Raw genomic sequence first — 17,891 nt, 5'->3', positions numbered from 1 at the left:
TAGGTGCTATTTAGTTGCAAATATTCAGCATTGATAGCCGTTTTCTAGATTTTCTCGGTTGATTTCACCCTTTCTCTTCACTCTAGCAAGTCTAAAATAACTTGCAGAAAACTATGATTCCTCAAGCTGCCATTCTAATTTTAGGGTTTCCAATTTAGAATTCTTGACACTCAATCTCTTACACTCATCCAAGAAATCTTTCACCTGCTCTTGATTGAGACTTAAACCACCATCTTGGAGATTATGAATGTAAGTAATCACATCAGAAGTCGTCAGATATGAACTTATCTCTTCTAGTAAGATAGCATTATTAACTTCTCGACAGACTAACTCAATATCAGATGATGTAAATCTCGCACTTTTCTCGGCTAAAATTTCAAAATTTACTGTTTTATTTACATTGATTTGCGATAAATAGTGTTGAAATAAATCGGCTCTCTCTTCTTGGTTGGGTGGAAAAATGGGAATTTTCCAATCTAACCTACCGGAGCGTTTCAAAGCACTATCAATTCCACTTAAGTAATTAGTCGCAGCAATCACTATTACATCACTATCTTTAATATTATTTAGCTCAATTAATAATTGATTAATTGTTGCTTTTTGGTCAGTGTGCGCACCATCTTCGTTCCGACTAAAACCAATACTATCTAACTCATCTATAAACAAAACAGAAGGAGCTTTTTTCTTAGCTTGAACAAAAATATCTCGAATATTTTTCTGACTCTGACCTATCCACATACTGATAATATCAGCAGGGGAAAACTTAAAGAAATATCGCCCTGATTCGTTGGCAAATGCATTGGCTAGTAATGTTTTACCACATCCAGGTAATCCATAGAACAAAATACCGCCTATGGCATTTTTATGACCTTTGGATTGTAACTTAAGTAGTTTATTTAATTTATCTTTTTCCTCACTGAGTCCTTTGACTTGACTAAAATCAAGTTCTACTTGCTTGACAACAGGGAGAATCTTTCTTGTGGTGTTTTTCCTCACCTTATATTCAAAGGTAGGATAATCAATTGTTGCAAATGAAACTGGGACTAACTGGTGCTTTTCATAATCTGGAGTCATGACAACAACTTGAAAATTTGCACCATAATATTCTCGTAATTTATATTCTAGGATTTCTTGGGTTTTTTTCAATTGATAATAGTTGCGAGCAATTTCAAATCCGGGTACTACTAACCAAACACTTTCTAACTGGTTTGACCATACACGAGATTTTCTTAAAATCCTCTTAATCATATCAAAGAATAGATTATTATCCGCTACATCTTGATATTTGAGGGTTTCTATTTCTACAACAATCTTATTTTTGACATAGACTTCGACGGTTTCACTTTGACATTCTTCCTCTTCGTCAGTTTCCTCATCTGTATTTTCTTCACTTTGGGAATTTAACTCTACATCACAACCTATATGGGATAATTCATACCCTAAATTTTCTAAGGTTTTAATCGCAAAGTATTTGAGATAAATATACTCACTACTTTCTCCTTCCCATTTCAGATGATAAAGGTGTTCCGGTTTTATCTTCAACAACAATTGTGATTCAGCTTGAATCTGAGCTTTTTGAAGTTCTAAAAAATAATTTAGTAGAGAGATATCATCTTCATCTGTGGTGTAATCAGGTAGCTCTAGCAAGAGACGAAAGTGAGCTAATATATCTTCTTTATTCTCAATCGATATTTCTTGCTCATATTTACATCTTAGGGTAAAAGTGAAGGGAATTTTACTCGCAACTTTATCGACTAAATGTCCCAGAGAATCTTCTTTTTGTTGAGATTGTATTTCTGATAATGATGGACAGTGAAATAAGATAAATGATTGTGTAGAATTGTATTTATTAACTGCTAGAGATATTTGTTCAAATTGCTCATCGAATTTCTCTGAATCCAGCAATTCTAAGCCTGTATTACCCAGAATAACACTCGTCATTGTTGAAGAATAGAAATGAAAAATATTTGCTCCTTGAAGGGGGTTTATTTTCTCATTTTCACTCTCATCATCTGATTGCAGAATATTAGTAGGAAACTGTTTGATAGATAAAGTGGGAATGTCATAACCACCTGCATATTGGAATTTTCTAATTAATTCATAATTTAATATTTTGACAACAATGTCCGAGAAAAAATCTGCTGATTGAGGAATCAGAAAAATTCCTATAGGTTGGCTAGAATCTAAACAAGATTGAAAACGCTCATATTCTTGCTCAGAACCAAAATCAAATAAATAGTAAAAGAAATCATGCTTAACTGGGATTGATTTCCTCAGCTTTTGAGAATTTGCTTCCGATGGAGCTACCTCTTCAGAAATTTTTACACCTTTGACAGATATATTAATTTTGGTATCCAGGGGAATATATAAGTCAAAAAGTGGTTCGGCACAAAGTCCTAAATTATCCAAATTAGTATTAAAATCATCTATAAATGCCTGACTTCTCCGTTGATAGCCAAACTGTTCCATGATGGTTTTAACTCGTAAGCTTTTTTTTGATTTACCAGTTCTTAAGAGTTCATTTTTAATGGAGTTTAAATAGGTTGTATAGGACATCTTGTCTACTCACAGAAACTACATCTATAGTTCCCTAAATTTACATATATATCTCGCTAAATGAAAATCAGAGTTTTTAGCAAGGCATTAAGTAACTTTTGATACTTGTAACATGAGTCTACAGGGCAAAACGGGAAATGAATACAGGAAATTGCTGACAAGAAACAGCTTGAGGATACTTAAAGTTAAAAATGCAATTTATTGGTATGTATGTACTGTATACCACCGGAAATGCTTATTTATCATGGTGTGACGTAAGATTCTGAAAACCTTACACAGTCAGGAATGTAGAGAAGGAAGTTTGCAATAAAAAAATGGTTTAGCCATGGTAAAGTTCCACCACAGTTAAACCATTTGTATACCAATAACATTACTACAAAGCTATATAGCCTAAAAATAAGATAGCTACAATCCTTGTAGAATCAGTGAAAAAAACGGAGAGAGAGGGATTCGAACCCTCGTTGAAGTCACCCCCAAACAGACTTTCCAGGTCTGCGCCTTCAACCACTCGGCCATCTCTCCTTGGGTCACAATTTACCACTGTACATTAAAATTAACTCAATGGCAATCAAATTCTAGCAAAAATCCCACATTTTCGAGAAAATAACTTCAAATGTCCTCTACATATACAGTTCAAGTCCGCGATCGCGCTCAAGGAACCGAATACAGTCTCGAAGTTCCCGCAGATAGGTATATTCTTCATAGCTGCGAGAAACAAGGAGCAGAGCTACCATTTTCCTGTCGTAACGGTGCTTGCACCACTTGCGCGGTGCGGGTGATAGCAGGAGACATTTACCAACCGGAAGCGGTGGGACTCTCTCCAGAGCTGCGAGAAAAGGGTTATGCTCTGTTGTGTGTCAGCTATGCCCGTTCTAACTTAATTGTGGAGACTCAGGACGAAGACGAAGTCTATGAACTACAATTTGGTCGTCACTTCGCTAGGGGTAGAGTACGTTTTGGTTTACCCTTAGATGAGGATTAGTGTCAGTTTTTAATTGATGGGGAAAGAGTGAAGAGAGCAGGAACTTAGGGAAAAGGATATTTTCTGTTCGTTTCCTATCCTTCATCCCCCACCCCCTAGTTAGACAATTATGAGAAGAATTATTATTTTTGCTTGCGTATTGCTATTAACAGGTTGTCAAGGGCAGAAAAAATTATCAGATAATATCAAAGTGCAGGTACAAATTGCCCAGGTAGTCAGTGGTAACACCATAGAAGTCATGGGTATGGGAAATCAACCCACCTTAGTTTCCCAGGTACGATTATTAGGGATTGATGCACCTGATTTGCAACAAACTCCTTGGGGAAATAATGCCAAGGAACGTTTACAAGCATTAATTAATGGTCAAACGGTGATGTTAGAGTTTGACTTGGAAGGTAAGGATAAATTTGGACGGACTCTTGCCTATGTTTGGCAGGATAAAGTCCTATTGAATGAGCAATTAGTTAAGGAAGGACAAGCTTTATTTGTGGGGCGATCGCCGAACCATAAATATGACAAATCCTTGGAAAAAGCCCAGCAATGGGCAAGACTCATGGGAGAAGGAATTTGGAACCCCGAAAAACCTATGCGGACATCTCCTGCGGAATTTCGTAGACAAAGGTAAGGCAGTTTACCTAAGCAGTGATGGTGGGAATTGGTGCTGGTAAGGGTACAATGTTTCCCCCAGTTAATTTAATATCTTTGAGTGTTGCCAACAGGTCATTACCTGCACTCACAAAGGTATCATTACCGCTAATTGTAAACTTCAGCTGGGTATTAGAGGCAATTCCCATACCTAAACTAATCAAATCATCTGCACCAAAACCATAGACGGTGACAGCACCAAAACCCCCATCGAAGATAAATTGGTTTTTGCCACTACCGACATAAACTATATCCTTACCAGTTCCCGCAGCAATAATATTATTTCCTTCCGCAGCATAAATCTTGTCATCACCCGCACCGGCAACTATATAATCATCACCCGCACCTGTATAGATTAAGTCATTGCCATTGCCAGTCACAACACCGTTTCTACCCTCTGCGGCGTAAATTGTATTGTTACCATTACCAGCATAAATCAGGTCATCACCCGCACCTGTATAGATTAAGTCATTGCCATTGCCAGTCACAACACCGTTTCTACCCTCTGCGGCGTAAATTGTATTATTGCCATTACCAGCGTAAATCAGGTCATCACCAGCACCTGTATAAATTAAGTCATTCCCATTTCCGGCGGTGACAAAATTTCTACCCTCTCCAGCATAAATCTGGTTATTACCATTACCAGCAGCAATCACATCATCCCCAGCCCCAGTATAAATGACATCATGACCGCTACCTGTGGTGACACGATTTCTACCCTCTGCGGCATAGACTTTATTATTACCATTGCCTGCAAAAATCACATCATCCCCTGCACCGGCATAGATATAATCATCACCATTGCCAGTTAATATACTGTTATTCCCTTCACCAGCAAAAACAATATATTTTTCATTTCCTAACTTGATATTATCGTTACCACTGGTTCCATAAATATATTTATATACCATAATCAGAATCCATAATTTCAGATATATTGTCGCCTATCGCCTTTGCAGCTAAGGACTTGAAGTATCAGTGATGTTACTGATAATCACTGAATAAATTTATTTTAGGCGTAAAAATTCTATCCACCAGCTTGATAAGCCAAGTCTTTAATTACTGATAGTATTTGGTAAAAATTGAGTGAAGAGATGTACTGTTTCCGACTGTGATTCCTAAGGAAAGAGCATCAGAGCTATCTATAAATACTTAGCGATCGCGCACAAATAGAGAAATTTCCGATTCTGCTAGTAAATCTATCTGCAAATAAGCAATGATAATTGTATAGATATGTGTAGCAAAAGCTCGATAAACTTGATGGCAATTCCCAGCTTAGAGGAAATTTCCGCTCAACTAGAAAGTCCAAATTTGCGCGATCGCATGGTTGCCCTGGCATCTTTACGCAATATTCCGGCATCGGATGCCCTACCTTTAATTAAAAAGGTGTTAAACGATGAATCTATCCAACTGCGATCGATGGCAATATTTGCTCTCGGAATTAAACAAACCCCAGAATCCTATCCTCTGCTAGTCAGGATTTTGGAAACCGATCCCGATTATGGTATCCGTGCTGATGCGGCGGGTGCTTTAGGATACTTAGAAGACACTAGAGCCTTTGAAGTGCTATCACGGGCATTTTACGAAGATACAGATTGGTTAGTCCGTTTCAGTGCTGCCGTTGCTCTTGGTAACATTAAAGACCCTCGTGCTAAGGAAGTTCTCTACCAAGCTTTAGAGAGTCAGGAAGTCGTCATCCAACAAGCAGCGATCGCCGCCCTCGGAGAGCTTAAAGACATAAATGCAGTGGAAAAAATTCTGTGCTTTGCCCAATCAGATGATTGGTTAGTACGGCAAAGACTTGCAGAAACCTTGGGTTCTCTCCCTACAAGCAAAAGCATTTCTGCTTTGAAATATCTGGCAAAAGATAGTAACCCCAATGTCGCTGCATCTGCCACTATCTCCTTACAACGCTTGGACAGTGACAATAAATAACAGCTTACCAGGAACAAGACAAAACCCAAGCCAATAGCTTGGTTTCTACCTTCTAACTGCGAAAAAATGGGATTATTGCAAAATATTGACTTCAGGTAATTTGATTTATGAATATTCAAGAGTTTTTTGAATTAAGTGCAGGTAAGTGGTTTTCCCATCGCACAAGCCACCACCACACTTTTAAACAATCAGAAGATGGTAAATCCACCATCATCATCGAAAACCTGACAAAAGAGCATCCAGAAGTCATCAGGCTCTGCCAAAAATATGATATCGCCCCCCAGCTGGCTTTATGTGGTGCAAAAGTTTCCTGGGATAATGTCATGGAATTAAGTAAAGCCAAACGGCAAGCTAATAAGCTGTTCGTTGTCATACCCGATGAGAATCATCCCCAGACAGGTAAATTAATAGAAGAAACAAACGCTACAGAGCAAACCCCCGTTATTGGTAAGTATGAATTGGGTAGTGATGAAGCATTCACTATCACCATAGAACAGGAAACAATCACTTTAGAAGAAAGACTTTGGTTTGCTAGCCCAAATCTACGGATGCGGGTAAGTGTTATTAAATGCCCTAACGGTTTCAGTATGTCATCCTTCAGTTCTGAGATTCGTATGGGTGGTACCGCACCAGCGAAAACTTCAGAAGCAGCAAATACCGCAGCTAATTAGTCTGTTTTGTGAGTCAGGATTCATACACACCCCGATTTTTGTCATTAAGTCGGGGTTTTATTGATGATTCCAAAATTGATAGAAATAATATCAATAAATTTTTCTACTTACTTTGAAAACCTTTAGAGATAGGTTTGGATGATTTACTCTTGGATTTAGATTTATTGACTTCTGCAAAAGCTGCTTGGAACAAATTATGTAAGTGTTCGGGAACGCTGGCAATTTCTGGTAATTCTGGTTCGAGGGGTTTGTGAAATTCTGTTAAAAGCAAATCTAAATCCTGAGATAATTTAAAATCTGATTTTTTGAGGTACTCTTGTAAAGCTTTTTCTAATTGCTCTGGGTAGTCTGATGCTAATTTTTGCCACACAAAACTATTAATTTTTTTATCTTCTAAATATTGGCGAATCAGTTTTTCTTTGGTAGGCAGGTTTTCAGTATTCGATGTTGTCAGTATCTCGGTTATTTGACTATAGGTTGGAAGAAACATTTGCCCCCAACGAGGATGGGAAAGCACTGTTAACTGTTCTGCTTGCTTGAATTCCGCAGGTAAATCAACTTTAGGTGTGACCATTTTCCCCAGACTCAGCTTATTTTGCAATAGCTGGGAAATTGCCTGATTATCAACACCTATTTCAGTCGCATTTGCGGTGATATCCGCTTCCGTTACTCCAGCCTCTTGAGCGATTTCTGCCAGAGATTTAGAACTATCAATTCCTGCTGCTTGTAGACGTTTTTCTGTCATAATTGCTTGCAATTCAGCAATTTTCTTATTGAGTTGATATCCCGGCATTGTCACCATATCTGTGCCGAAGAAATCCACAAACTGCTGATGGTAATCATTTACAGATTGCCAAGCTTGTTCTAATAGCTCCGGTGCATCACTGTAGAGATGTTGGGGATAATTGTCTTTAAAATTCCCAATGGCAACAGCTAATTTGGGTTTACCGAGTTTACCCATCTGAGTTAAAGTTCGGGAGAAAGTCCACTCATCTTTGGTGACAGGAAAAATCCGCGTCAGAATGATTTCTCCTACTTGGAAACGGGAAATATCTTGAGTCGTTTGAGGATTATTTGGCTTGACAATATAAACTTTCTCTGTAAGCCAATTCATTAATTCTAAGCCGTCAGTTAAAATTTCCTTGATGGCAAATAATCCAATAAAACTACGATGCCAGGTGTTAATTAAGTTCGTTGCGGTTGCATCTAGTTCTGGGTGTGCTTGCAGATATAATTTCAAGGGGGAATTACTACCTATGTTGCCTTCAACTAGAAAACCATCAATGATAAAGTCTTGTTGAACAGTTCCAAAACCCTTGCGCATTTGTTGTGCGGCGTAGGTTTCCAATGCTTGGGCTAATTCTCCTTCTGCGTCTAGCACAAAATCTACTATATCCATGAGGAGGGTGTAGGAGCGCCCTAAATTCCCGGAAATTACTTCTGACGATTTATCCACAAGCTCAACTCTTTTGCTTAACCCCACTAACCGTAGCTTTTAGGATATGGTTCACACATCTAGCTAGCGTCAGATTTTGGGGATTTTTTGAATTTGCCATCTGAAAACTGTTCAAATTATGATAATTTGATTCTTGATTACAAAGCTGGTAAGCATATAGTTTGTGCGCCCAACGCGGGTAAGACTTCGGGTATTCGGCAAAGTTCACTACAAGTCACTCAAAAGCTGCTCGCACTACGGTAATCCTAAGTTTCCAATTATACAATATGGCTGCACATCAGTTTAGTAGTCCATTAAGGAAGCTGTGAATACTAAATTACTCTCATTACTCCTTACTCCCAACTCCCTACAAGTTACCACCATTGAAGATTTCTAGGGAGAGCATAATGAGCATAGAGGGGAAAAGAGGTCTGAACTCTGGCTCTGCTGTGTCAAAATGAAGATGACCAAAAACAGAGCAACAAGCTGGAGGCTTAACCATTGGCTGATTGCCAGGGTTTCTCTGGGAGATTCGCTCATGGGTTTAGACATCAGCTAGAGAAAAGGATGTGACTATGGCAGAAGAAACCAATCAAAATCAAGCGCCGGAAGTGCCTCCTAGCACTGAACCAGAGGCGAAAGCGGCAAAACCAGCAGCGAAAAAGGAAAAACCCCCAGCATTGGAGGATAAACCCTTTACTGATTATATTCAGCAAGATTATATTCCAGCGATTCAAAAGGCGATCGCCTCGGAGGGAATATCTGATTTGCAATTATCTTTTGTCAAGCAAAAAGTTCCTGTGAAAGGAATGGAGCAGCTAGAGGATTGTTGGCAAATTGTCGGTAGCTTTAGTAAGGGACTCTGCAATTTTAATGTTTATTTCCCCGATGAAGATATCCAAGGGAAGAAGGCTTTTTCTTGCAATGATGGGAAAAAACCTAGCACCATGGAGTCTTTCTTGATTGATGAACGTAAAGTCAATTTAGACTTGTTAATCTGGGGTTTGACACAACGATTAAATAGTCAGAAATGGCTCAGTCGTAATTAGTTATGCACCGAGTAGAGAGGGGATATAGCCAGATGATAGCTAGATTTGTCCCTCTCTACAAGTTAATTTGTGGATAAATTCCCCAAAAAACTGGATTAATTATCAATACTCAACTAAACATTGTTTGATTGTGGCAATGACCGATTCTGATAAACTCGGTAAGTCATAACCACCTTCTAAACCAAATAAAATTTTATGGGTAATTCCTAAACAATACTCTGTAAATAAACCGTAATTTTCAGGTTTTAAATTAATATTTGCTAAGGGGTCATCGGCATTAGCATCATAACCTGCACTCACTATTAATAAATCTGGTGCAAACTTGTTGAGGAAGGGAATAATTTTTTTCTCAAAAGCGGGTTGGTAAATACTGATGTCAGAACCCGGCGGTAAAGGGAGATTCAAAATATTATCATGGAAGCCTTTTTCCGAAGCTTTTCCTGTACCGGGATAGCAGGGATATTGATGTAAGGAACAATAAACAATTTGGGGATTTGTCTCTACTATCGCTTGGGTTCCATTACCATGATGGACATCCCAATCGAGAATAGCCACACGGTTAATTTCCGGTTGTTCCAGAGCATAAAATGCCGCGATCGCCGCATTGGAAAATAGACAAAAACCCATACCCGCAGAGCTTTCCGCATGGTGTCCCGGTGGACGTGCTAACACAAAAGCTGGTTTCCCACTTTCCCTCACCGTATCTATCCCATCTAACCACGCACTCACCGCCAACAGCGCCACATCATAGCTGCGAGAGGAAACTGGAGTATCTCCATCCAAGTGTCCCCCACCCTTGGCGGCTAATTCTTGCAGCTGACGCAAATAATAGGGACTGTGGGCAGTTAAAATCTGGGGAAGCACAGAACGGGTTGTCACGGGAGTCGGCGATCGCCACAGCAACTTCCCAGCGAAATCAGCAGTTTTCAAGGCATTGGTAATGGCAATTAATCTATCTGGTTTCTCTGGATGAAAGGCACCAGTTTTATGCTCAAGAAACTCTTCGGAATAAATCACAGAGAACATCACTTTCCACCCCCATAAATCAATGCCAAAAAAAACTACATTTCAGTTCCATATTCGCCAACTAACAAGATAGATTCTCCACCTCGCTCCCTGTAAAACTCTGCGTTCTTAGCTCCTTCCCAGTTCCATCAAAAAATACTTACAGACAAGCAACTTTTCCCCATGCTTATGATTGCTAATCTCTATCAAATAAAAAATGCCAAAATGTGCTAAAATTATAGCAAAACATGGCTATTATTTAAGCGTAATTTGGAATATTTTCCGTTTTACTCAGATTGAGCGCTGAAACTAACTATTTGTGGAGTGTTTTGGGTTATGACAACCTCACAGGAGAGGATTATTCCCACGGATTTACGGAACGAGATGTCCCGGTCATATTTAGAGTACGCCATGAGCGTAATAGTCGGTCGGGCGTTACCAGATGCCAGGGATGGTCTAAAACCTGTACATCGTCGCATTCTCTACGCTATGCACGAATTGGGGTTAACCGCAGACCGTCCTTTTAGAAAATGCGCCCGTGTGGTGGGGGAAGTGCTGGGTAAATATCACCCCCACGGTGACACGGCAGTATACGATGCTTTGGTGCGGATGGCACAGGATTTTTCCATGCGATCGCCCCTAATTAACGGTCATGGTAACTTTGGTAGTGTAGACAATGATCCCCCCGCCGCGATGCGGTACACAGAATGTCGTCTGCAAGCCCTAACAACCGCCTCCCTGCTCCAGGATATCGAATTAGAAACAGTAGATTTCATCGATAACTTTGACGGTTCCCAACAGGAACCCACCGTCCTTCCCGCACGGATTCCCCAACTGTTACTGAATGGTTCCTCTGGGATTGCCGTGGGGATGGCAACCAATATTCCTCCCCACAACTTAGGCGAATTAATTGATGGGCTAGTGGAGTTAATTCACAACCCAGAAATTACTGATATCCAGTTGATGCAATACATCAAGGGTCCCGATTTCCCCACGGGGGCACAAATTTTGGGAACCGCCGCCATTAAAGAAGCCTACACCACTGGACGTGGCTCAATCACCATGAGGGGTGTGGCAAATATTGAAACCATCGAGCAACGGGGTAGACCAGATAGGGAAGCAATCATTATTACAGAACTCCCCTATCAAACCAACAAAGCCGCATTAATTGAAAAAATCGCCGAGTTGGTGAATGAGAAACGTATCGAAGGGATTGCAGACATCCGCGATGAGAGCGATCGCGACGGAATGCGAATCGTCATCGAACTCAAACGAGATGCCTACCCCCGTGTAGTCCTGAATAACCTGTATAAACTCACACCAATTCAAGCTAACTTTGGCGCGAATATGTTAGCCCTGGTGAATGGGGAACCCCAGGTACTCACCCTCCGCCAGTTTCTGCAAGTATTCCTGGATTTCCGTATCATATCCATCATGCGGCGGACTCAGTACGAACTCCGCAAAGCCGAGGAACGGGATCACCTATTACAAGGTTTGTTAATTGCTCTGGCACAGTTAGATGCAATTATCGCCCTAATTCGCCATGCCGCAGATACGCCCACAGCCAAAGGGGAATTAATTACCAGTTACGGTTTATCAGAAGTCCAAGCAGACGCAATTTTACAGATGCAACTGCGACGGTTAACAGCCCTGGAAGCTGATAAAATTCGCCATGAACACGATGACTTGCAATTTCAAATTGCCGACCTGCGAGATATTTTGGCAAAGCGGGAAAGAATTCTGCAAATCATTGAAACAGAAGTTCTGCAAATTAAAACCACCCATGCGACACCTCGACGGACAATAATTACCCATGGGGAAGGGGACTTAGACGAAACCGATTTAATTGCCAACGAAAAAGCAATCATTCTAATTACCGAACAAGGCTACATCAAGCGGATGCCCGTGAACACCTTTGAGGCACAAAATCGCGCCACCAGAGGTAAAGCCGCAGCCAAGGTGAAAGAAGATGATACCATTGAGCATTTTCTGTCCTGTTGCGACCACGACAGCATTCTCTTCTTCAGCGATCGCGGTGTTGTTTACTGTCTCAAAGCCTATCAAATTCCGGTGAGTTCGCGCACCAGTCGGGGAACACCCATCGTCCAGATGCTGCCAATTCCCAAGGAAGAAAAAATCACCTCCATTGTCCCCGTCAGTGAATTTACTGATGATGAGTATCTGGTGATGCTGACCAAAGGCGGCTATATCAAGAAGACAGCACTGACAGCATTTAGTCATATTCGGGCAAATGGTCTGATTGCCATATCCTTAGAAGAAGGCGATCAACTGCGGTGGGTACGTCTGGCAAGGTCAGAGGATAGCATCCTCATTGGTTCTAGCAATGGTATGGCAATCCATTTCCGTTGTAACCACGATCAGCTACGACCCCTAGGGAGGGCAACCCGTGGTGTCCGTGCCATGAAGTTGAAGAAAGGGGATGAATTAGTCGGTTTAGATATCCTCCCCGCAGCAATTTTGGCAAACATCGTTACAGAATCAACTTCTGAAACCGAAGAACTGGAAACTGAAGAACTGGAAACCGAAGAACTGGAAACTGAAGCAACTATCCCAGAAGATAGCAGTAATAATACTGGATTGTGGGTATTAGTGATTACTATGGGTGGCTATGGTAAGCGTGTCCCCGTTGCCCAGTTCCGTCTCCAAAATCGTGCCGGTCAAGGTTTGATGGCAACTAAATTCAAAAACCGCAGCACCAAAGACAAAATGGCAGGATTACACATTGTCAACAACGACGATGAAATCATGATGGTGACAAATCGCGGTATTATCATCAGACAGGCAGTTAATGCCATTTCCATTCAATCCCGTTCTGCCACAGGGGTGAGAGTTCAACGTCTAGATGAAGATGATGCAATTACCGGCGTGGCGATCGTTCCCCCCGATAGTGGAGAAGAAACGGAAGAAGTTGTTGCTGCTGAGTAATAAGCTGATGCGCGGCTACATTGTATAAGGCAAAACATCACATAGCTGTGGGCATCCCTTCACTTCGTTCGAGTGCAGGCTTGCCCAGGTTCAATATACCAATTAGATACGCAACAGCTTATCATCTTCACCTTGATTCCTGCTTAATCCCTTTTTTGTCACTCTGGGAAAAGAAAAATCAAAGTAAAATTTTCAACTCTAGATAGAACATGCATTTGAGCGTTTATTTCCTAACACAATGGCTGAAATTATGGTTTTTTAATAAAAGCCTTATGCTGTAAGCATTTCAGACTATTCTCTCCCGAAAGTGACAAATGAGGGTTAATCCCTCTTTTGTTACTACGAGGAGAGAAAAATACTATCTCTACTCTGAAAACTAAACAAAATAATGAATTGTGCGGTCGCGTCTTAATTTTGTCATTTAAATTCCTTTATTGAAAAAAGACGTAAATATAATAATTTCGGATTATTCTTTCCCCAAGGTAACAAAAGAGGGTTAATACCATTTCACAAAAAATCTGATACAGATGTAAATCCTGAAAGCTTTGCTGCATCTAAGTTTTTTAATTGCGAATTGCGAATTGCGAATTGTGAATTGGTATAACACCCAAGAACCCCACTCCTGAAATCCCTTCCATCAACTTCCGGGAGGAAAGACAAAGCACAGCTTTACCATGGTGGGGTTTAACGGTTTTAGGAATCATAACTAATACCAATTCTCTAAAATCCGACAACACATTCAAACTTCAAAACCCAGACTGTATCTAAGTTTCTTAACCCTTTTTTGTCACTCTGGGAAAAGAAAAATCAAAGTCAAATTTTCAACTCTAGATAGAACATGCATTTGAGCGTTTATTTTCTAACACAATGGCTGAAATTATGGTTTTTTAATAAAAGCCTTATGCTGTAAGCATTTCAGACTATTCTCTCCCGAAAGTGACAAATGAGGGTTAATCCCTCTTTTGTTACTACGAGGAGAGAAAAATACTATCTCTACTCTGAAAACTAAACAAAATAATGAATTGTGCGGTCGCGTCTTAATTTTGTCATTTAAATTCCTTTATTGAAAAAAGACGTAAATATAATAATTTCGGATTATTCTTTCCCCAAGGTAACAAAAGAGGGTTAATACCATTTCACAAAAAATCTGATACAGATGTAAATCCTGAAAGCTTTGCTGCATCTAAGTTTTTTAATTGCGAATTGCGAATTGCGAATTGTGAATTGGTATAACACCCAAGAACCCCACTCCTGAAATCCCTTCCATCAACTTCCGGGAGGAAAGACAAAGCACAGCTTTACCATGGTGGGGTTTAACGGTTTTAGGAATCATAACTAATACCAATTCTCTAAAATCCGACAACACATTCAAACTTCAAAACCCAGACTGTATCTAAGTTTCTTAACCCTTTTTTGTCACTCTGGGAAAAGAAAAATCAAAGTCAAATTTTCAACTCTAGATAGAACATGCATTTGAGCGTTTATTTTCTAACACAATGGCTGAAATTATGGTTTTTTAATAAAAGCCTTATGCTGTAAGCATTTCAGACTATTCTCTCCCGAAAGTGACAAATGAGGGTTAATTACGAATTACGAATTACGAATTGGTATAAATTACCCATATCCCCCCAACATCAACGTAGGAATTGCTTGATAAATCTAAAGAACAAACCATCCGGTAGGATTTTGCGCAGGATGAGAATGGGTGCAGCCACAGGGTAACGGAGTCGTTTACTATTATCTGTAGCGGCGCGATAGATAGTTTTGGCTACCACATCCGGTGTTGCACCCAATTTGTAGGTACTTTCCGTCAGTTGTATCATTTTCTGAAAGTTTGTATCGTAAGCTGATATTCCGGTGGGGGGTGGAACATCGAGCGATCGCCCCCCAAAATCTGTACGAATTTGCCCCGGTTCTATCAATTTCACGCGAATATTCCAAGGTGCAAGTTCATATTGTAAGGATTCTGAAAAACCCTCAATGGCGAATTTTGTCCCATGGTAAAGACTGAAAAAGGGGAATGTTAACCTCCCTCCCATGGAAGAAAGATTGATAATCACCCCTGCTTTCTGTTCTCGAAAATGGGGTAAAACTGCCCTGGTGACATCAAATAAACCAAAAACATTTGTCTGAAACTGACGCTGCACCTGTTCGGAATCCACAGCCTCAAAAGCACCCATCAAGCCATAGCCAGCATTATTTACCAAGACATCTATCTTCCCAAAGTGGGCGATCGCCTGATTTATTGCCTGGGAAATGGTTGCCGAATCAGTCACATCCAAGCACACAGATAACAGTTGTTTTCCTGGGGGAAGTTCTCGCAAATTCTGCGGATTTCTCGCAGTTGCCACCACATTCCAACCATTTTCTAAAAACAACTTCGCAGTTACTTTGCCAATTCCACTAGAAGCACCTGTAATCAAAACTGTTTTACCCATAGTGTGTTCCTGATTTCACTGAGAAGTAAAACAGTGATTCTAGCTCACATCTCTGGTAAACAACCCATGAGAACATGATTCCTGAGTAAGGAGTAATCGGAATGATAAGCGATTGGGGAAGCATCCCTCTGGAAGAAATCAGCTACTGAATATTGACTTCTCGCATGTAGTTACCAGGGTCAAAGGACTTTAAGCTAGTAGAAGTATGACTTTTGATAAAGGCAGATGTACTGGGTGTAATCTGACGCTCAGAAGTCAGGGATTCCTCTGTCTGGTTTTGTTTCGCTACTCCTTGCTTATTCGTATATTCTCGTAATTTATTTTGAGCAGTGGCGTATACTGAAGAATTTTTAGGTATTTGTTGGAGATATTGACTAGCAGCCGCAAAATCCCTAGAAGCCGCTTTATTGTAGGCATTTTGGAGTAAAAATACTGAGCGAACTTGTTGTTTCTGTTCATACTCAGTTATTTTTTGCTGCACGATCGCCCCCGCATTAGATTCTGGGGGAATTTGTTGCAAATAATTTAAAGCTGTGGTGAAATCCTTTTCTCTAGCCTTGTCATAGGCTTTTCTGAGAAGATTTTTGGTTTCAATATCAATATTAATTTTTGCCCGTTCCACTAGCTGGTCTGTTTTCGATTGCCAGTACAATATATCGGGTACTTGAGCTGATGATTGTAAGACTTCTGACCATTTGCCTTCATCAGCAAACTTTTGGGCTAAATTAAATTGCTCGGCGGCTAATTGCCATTGATTTTGCCATTCTTCAATGGTGGCTTGGACTTCTGGATATACATGACTATGAGTTGGGATAGACTTAGCTAAGGCGATCGCCTGTTCTAAATCACCTGATTGAAATTCTTTGGTAGCTTTATATAGGGTTTCTGTCTCCGAATATGCCGGAGCACTATTTAATACAGAGTAAACACCAAAACCAAGAAGTAAGGAGTTAGCTGCTAAACCGACTCTCATCCCTGTGAGTGCAGGGGATAGTTTTTTGTGGCGTTTGGGGGTTGAATTTTGGTGACTGGTGGGGGAGTTTGGAATTACACTATACTGCGTCGGGATAGTTTGGGGTCGCCAATTATCCATAGACATTTGTTGAATTACTCGCAATACCTCAGCAGCTGAGTGGAAACGCTGTTGATAATCGTAGCGAATCATTTGTGTGAGCATTGCTGCTAAATAATCGCTGACTGGGGTAGTTGGCGATCGCCAGATAATTTCGTTGGTATAGGGGTCAATTTTTAGCTGGAGGGGAGATAATCCAGTTAGGGCTTGAATGGCAACCATTCCCAAGGAGTAAATATCACTATTTGGTTGGGTTTGTCCAATAAATTGTTCGGGGGGAATATACCCTAAGGAAGTAGCTGGTACACGATATATCGGCAGAACGTCATCAACTGCAAAGTCTACAGGTTGGATGGAGCCAAAATCAATTAATACCAATTTGCCGTCATCGGTACGTCTAATTAAATTCTCTGGTTTGATATCACAGTGAATCACACCTTGGGAGTGGATAAAGTCTAGAATTTCCAACACATCCCGGAGTAAGTCAATCACTTCGCTCTCACTCCAAAGATACCCTAAACGTTGATTTATGGGTAACTCTGCCGTCAAAGGATATCCTTCAATAAATTCTTGCACTAAATAGAAACGTTCATGCTCTTCAAAGCAAGCAATTAGCTGGGGAATTTGCTGGTGATGTCCCAGATGTCTTAAAGTTTCTGTTTCTGTGAGAAAGTGTAACCTGAGGGTTTGTAAGTAGCTGGGTTGACAACTTGTAACCTTGAGTTGCTTAACAACACATTTGGCATTTGTTGGTTGTTCCACATCCATGGCAATGTATGTTTGCCCGAATACACCTGCCCCCAAAGTTTGGACAATTTGGTAACGTCCTTGTAGAATTTTACCGATCATGTTGTGAGTCATGAGCTGGTTACTGAGTCACTCCTTATATAGGTTTTCTGGTAGTGCCCCCTATATCCGGAAATCCCGTAAAATAATTAACCCATCCACAAATTCTATAACTGAATCCTAGTTATCTGTAGACATTTTTACGTAGCCATGAGTCAAATAGTTATTTTTTTATTACTAAAACAGTGAGATTTTAGTGAAGGTATGAAATATTGCCCATATGTTTGCATATGAGTGATATTTGATGATGGGTAATAGGCGATTGGAAGATTAGGGGGCAAGAATTTACCTGTTTCTATACTGGAATTGTG

Annotated in this window: 12 protein-coding genes and 1 tRNA gene; 6 read left to right on the top strand and 7 right to left on the bottom strand. The window is 40.3% G+C overall.

Annotated elements, in window-relative coordinates:
* Positions 1–111: 111 nt before the first annotated feature.
* Positions 112–2,556 (bottom strand): 26S protease regulatory subunit, encoded by a 2,445-nt coding sequence (locus IJ00_RS00700; protein ID WP_035149049.1) that lies wholly within the window; start codon positions 2,554–2,556, stop codon positions 112–114.
* 435 nt (positions 2,557–2,991) lie between these two features.
* Positions 2,992–3,078: transfer RNA gene (locus IJ00_RS00695), tRNA-Ser, on the bottom strand.
* 91 nt (positions 3,079–3,169) lie between these two features.
* Between IJ00_RS00695 and IJ00_RS00690 the strand changes: the two genes are divergently transcribed.
* Positions 3,170–3,538: a 2Fe-2S iron-sulfur cluster-binding protein gene (locus IJ00_RS00690; RefSeq protein ID WP_035149048.1), complete on the top strand. Its 369-nt coding sequence runs from the start codon at positions 3,170–3,172 to the stop codon at positions 3,536–3,538.
* Positions 3,539–3,647: 109 nt separating this feature from the next.
* Positions 3,648–4,163 (top strand): thermonuclease family protein, encoded by a 516-nt coding sequence (locus tag IJ00_RS00685; protein WP_035149046.1) that lies wholly within the window; start codon positions 3,648–3,650, stop codon positions 4,161–4,163.
* 10 nt (positions 4,164–4,173) lie between these two features.
* Here IJ00_RS00685 and IJ00_RS00680 read toward each other — a convergent pair whose 3' ends face one another.
* Positions 4,174–5,094: a calcium-binding protein gene (locus IJ00_RS00680; RefSeq protein ID WP_046814682.1), complete on the bottom strand. Its 921-nt coding sequence runs from the start codon at positions 5,092–5,094 to the stop codon at positions 4,174–4,176.
* A 349-nt stretch (positions 5,095–5,443) separates the two neighbouring features.
* On the opposite strand from IJ00_RS00680, the gene IJ00_RS00675 reads away from it, so the two are divergent.
* Together IJ00_RS00675 and IJ00_RS00670 are read left to right on the top strand one after the other, a co-directional pair.
* Complete coding sequence (locus tag IJ00_RS00675; RefSeq protein WP_035149044.1) at positions 5,444–6,118, top strand: HEAT repeat domain-containing protein; 675 nt, start codon at positions 5,444–5,446, stop codon at positions 6,116–6,118.
* Positions 6,119–6,225: 107 nt separating this feature from the next.
* Positions 6,226–6,789: a phycobiliprotein lyase gene (locus tag IJ00_RS00670; RefSeq protein ID WP_035149042.1), complete on the top strand. Its 564-nt coding sequence runs from the start codon at positions 6,226–6,228 to the stop codon at positions 6,787–6,789.
* A 103-nt stretch (positions 6,790–6,892) separates the two neighbouring features.
* Here the strand turns inward: IJ00_RS00670 and IJ00_RS00665 are convergent, their stop codons facing one another.
* A complete protein-coding gene (locus IJ00_RS00665; RefSeq protein WP_046814933.1) occupies positions 6,893–8,188 on the bottom strand; it encodes a hypothetical protein in 1,296 nt (431 codons plus the stop codon).
* Positions 8,189–8,799: 611 nt separating this feature from the next.
* Between IJ00_RS00665 and IJ00_RS00660 the strand changes: the two genes are divergently transcribed.
* Positions 8,800–9,273, top strand: a complete 474-nt coding sequence (locus IJ00_RS00660; protein ID WP_035149040.1) for a DUF2996 domain-containing protein — start codon at positions 8,800–8,802, stop codon at positions 9,271–9,273.
* Positions 9,274–9,375: 102 nt separating this feature from the next.
* Here the strand turns inward: IJ00_RS00660 and IJ00_RS00655 are convergent, their stop codons facing one another.
* On the bottom strand, positions 9,376–10,299 hold the full coding sequence (locus IJ00_RS00655; RefSeq protein WP_035149038.1) for a histone deacetylase: 924 nt from the start codon (positions 10,297–10,299) through the stop codon (positions 9,376–9,378).
* Positions 10,300–10,614: 315 nt separating this feature from the next.
* On the opposite strand from IJ00_RS00655, the gene gyrA reads away from it, so the two are divergent.
* On the top strand, positions 10,615–13,224 hold the full coding sequence (gene gyrA, locus IJ00_RS00650; protein WP_035149036.1) for a DNA topoisomerase (ATP-hydrolyzing) subunit A: 2,610 nt from the start codon (positions 10,615–10,617) through the stop codon (positions 13,222–13,224).
* 1,634 nt (positions 13,225–14,858) lie between these two features.
* Here gyrA and IJ00_RS00645 read toward each other — a convergent pair.
* Positions 14,859–15,662: an SDR family oxidoreductase gene (locus IJ00_RS00645; protein ID WP_035149032.1), complete on the bottom strand. Its 804-nt coding sequence runs from the start codon at positions 15,660–15,662 to the stop codon at positions 14,859–14,861.
* 142 nt (positions 15,663–15,804) lie between these two features.
* The gene (locus tag IJ00_RS00640; RefSeq protein WP_035149030.1) at positions 15,805–17,595 is read right to left on the bottom strand and encodes a serine/threonine-protein kinase; all 1,791 of its coding nucleotides are present in this window, start codon (positions 17,593–17,595) and stop codon (positions 15,805–15,807) included.
* Between the last annotated feature and the right edge of the window lie 296 nt (positions 17,596–17,891).

Origin of the sequence: Calothrix sp. 336/3 (assembly GCF_000734895.2) — a bacterium.
Taxonomy (GTDB): Bacteria; Cyanobacteriota; Cyanobacteriia; order Cyanobacteriales; family Nostocaceae; genus 336-3.
The sequence above is the reverse complement of the archived record's forward strand: the minus strand, read 5'-3'. Positions and strand labels throughout refer to the sequence as shown.

Excerpts from the sequence above, each read along its gene's own strand:
- IJ00_RS00700 (WP_035149049.1), bottom strand. The coding sequence starts at position 2,556 with ATGTCCTATACAACCTATTTAAACTCCATTAAAAATGAACTCTTAAGA.
- IJ00_RS00690 (WP_035149048.1), top strand. The coding sequence starts at position 3,170 with ATGTCCTCTACATATACAGTTCAAGTCCGCGATCGCGCTCAAGGAACC.
- IJ00_RS00685 (WP_035149046.1), top strand. The coding sequence starts at position 3,648 with ATGAGAAGAATTATTATTTTTGCTTGCGTATTGCTATTAACAGGTTGT.
- IJ00_RS00680 (WP_046814682.1), bottom strand. The coding sequence starts at position 5,094 with ATGGTATATAAATATATTTATGGAACCAGTGGTAACGATAATATCAAG.
- IJ00_RS00675 (WP_035149044.1), top strand. The coding sequence starts at position 5,444 with ATGGCAATTCCCAGCTTAGAGGAAATTTCCGCTCAACTAGAAAGTCCA.
- IJ00_RS00670 (WP_035149042.1), top strand. The coding sequence starts at position 6,226 with ATGAATATTCAAGAGTTTTTTGAATTAAGTGCAGGTAAGTGGTTTTCC.
- IJ00_RS00665 (WP_046814933.1), bottom strand. The coding sequence starts at position 8,188 with ATGGATATAGTAGATTTTGTGCTAGACGCAGAAGGAGAATTAGCCCAA.
- IJ00_RS00660 (WP_035149040.1), top strand. The coding sequence starts at position 8,800 with ATGGCAGAAGAAACCAATCAAAATCAAGCGCCGGAAGTGCCTCCTAGC.
- IJ00_RS00655 (WP_035149038.1), bottom strand. The coding sequence starts at position 10,299 with ATGTTCTCTGTGATTTATTCCGAAGAGTTTCTTGAGCATAAAACTGGT.
- gyrA (WP_035149036.1), top strand. The coding sequence starts at position 10,615 with ATGACAACCTCACAGGAGAGGATTATTCCCACGGATTTACGGAACGAG.
- IJ00_RS00645 (WP_035149032.1), bottom strand. The coding sequence starts at position 15,662 with ATGGGTAAAACAGTTTTGATTACAGGTGCTTCTAGTGGAATTGGCAAA.
- IJ00_RS00640 (WP_035149030.1), bottom strand. The coding sequence starts at position 17,595 with ATGACTCACAACATGATCGGTAAAATTCTACAAGGACGTTACCAAATT.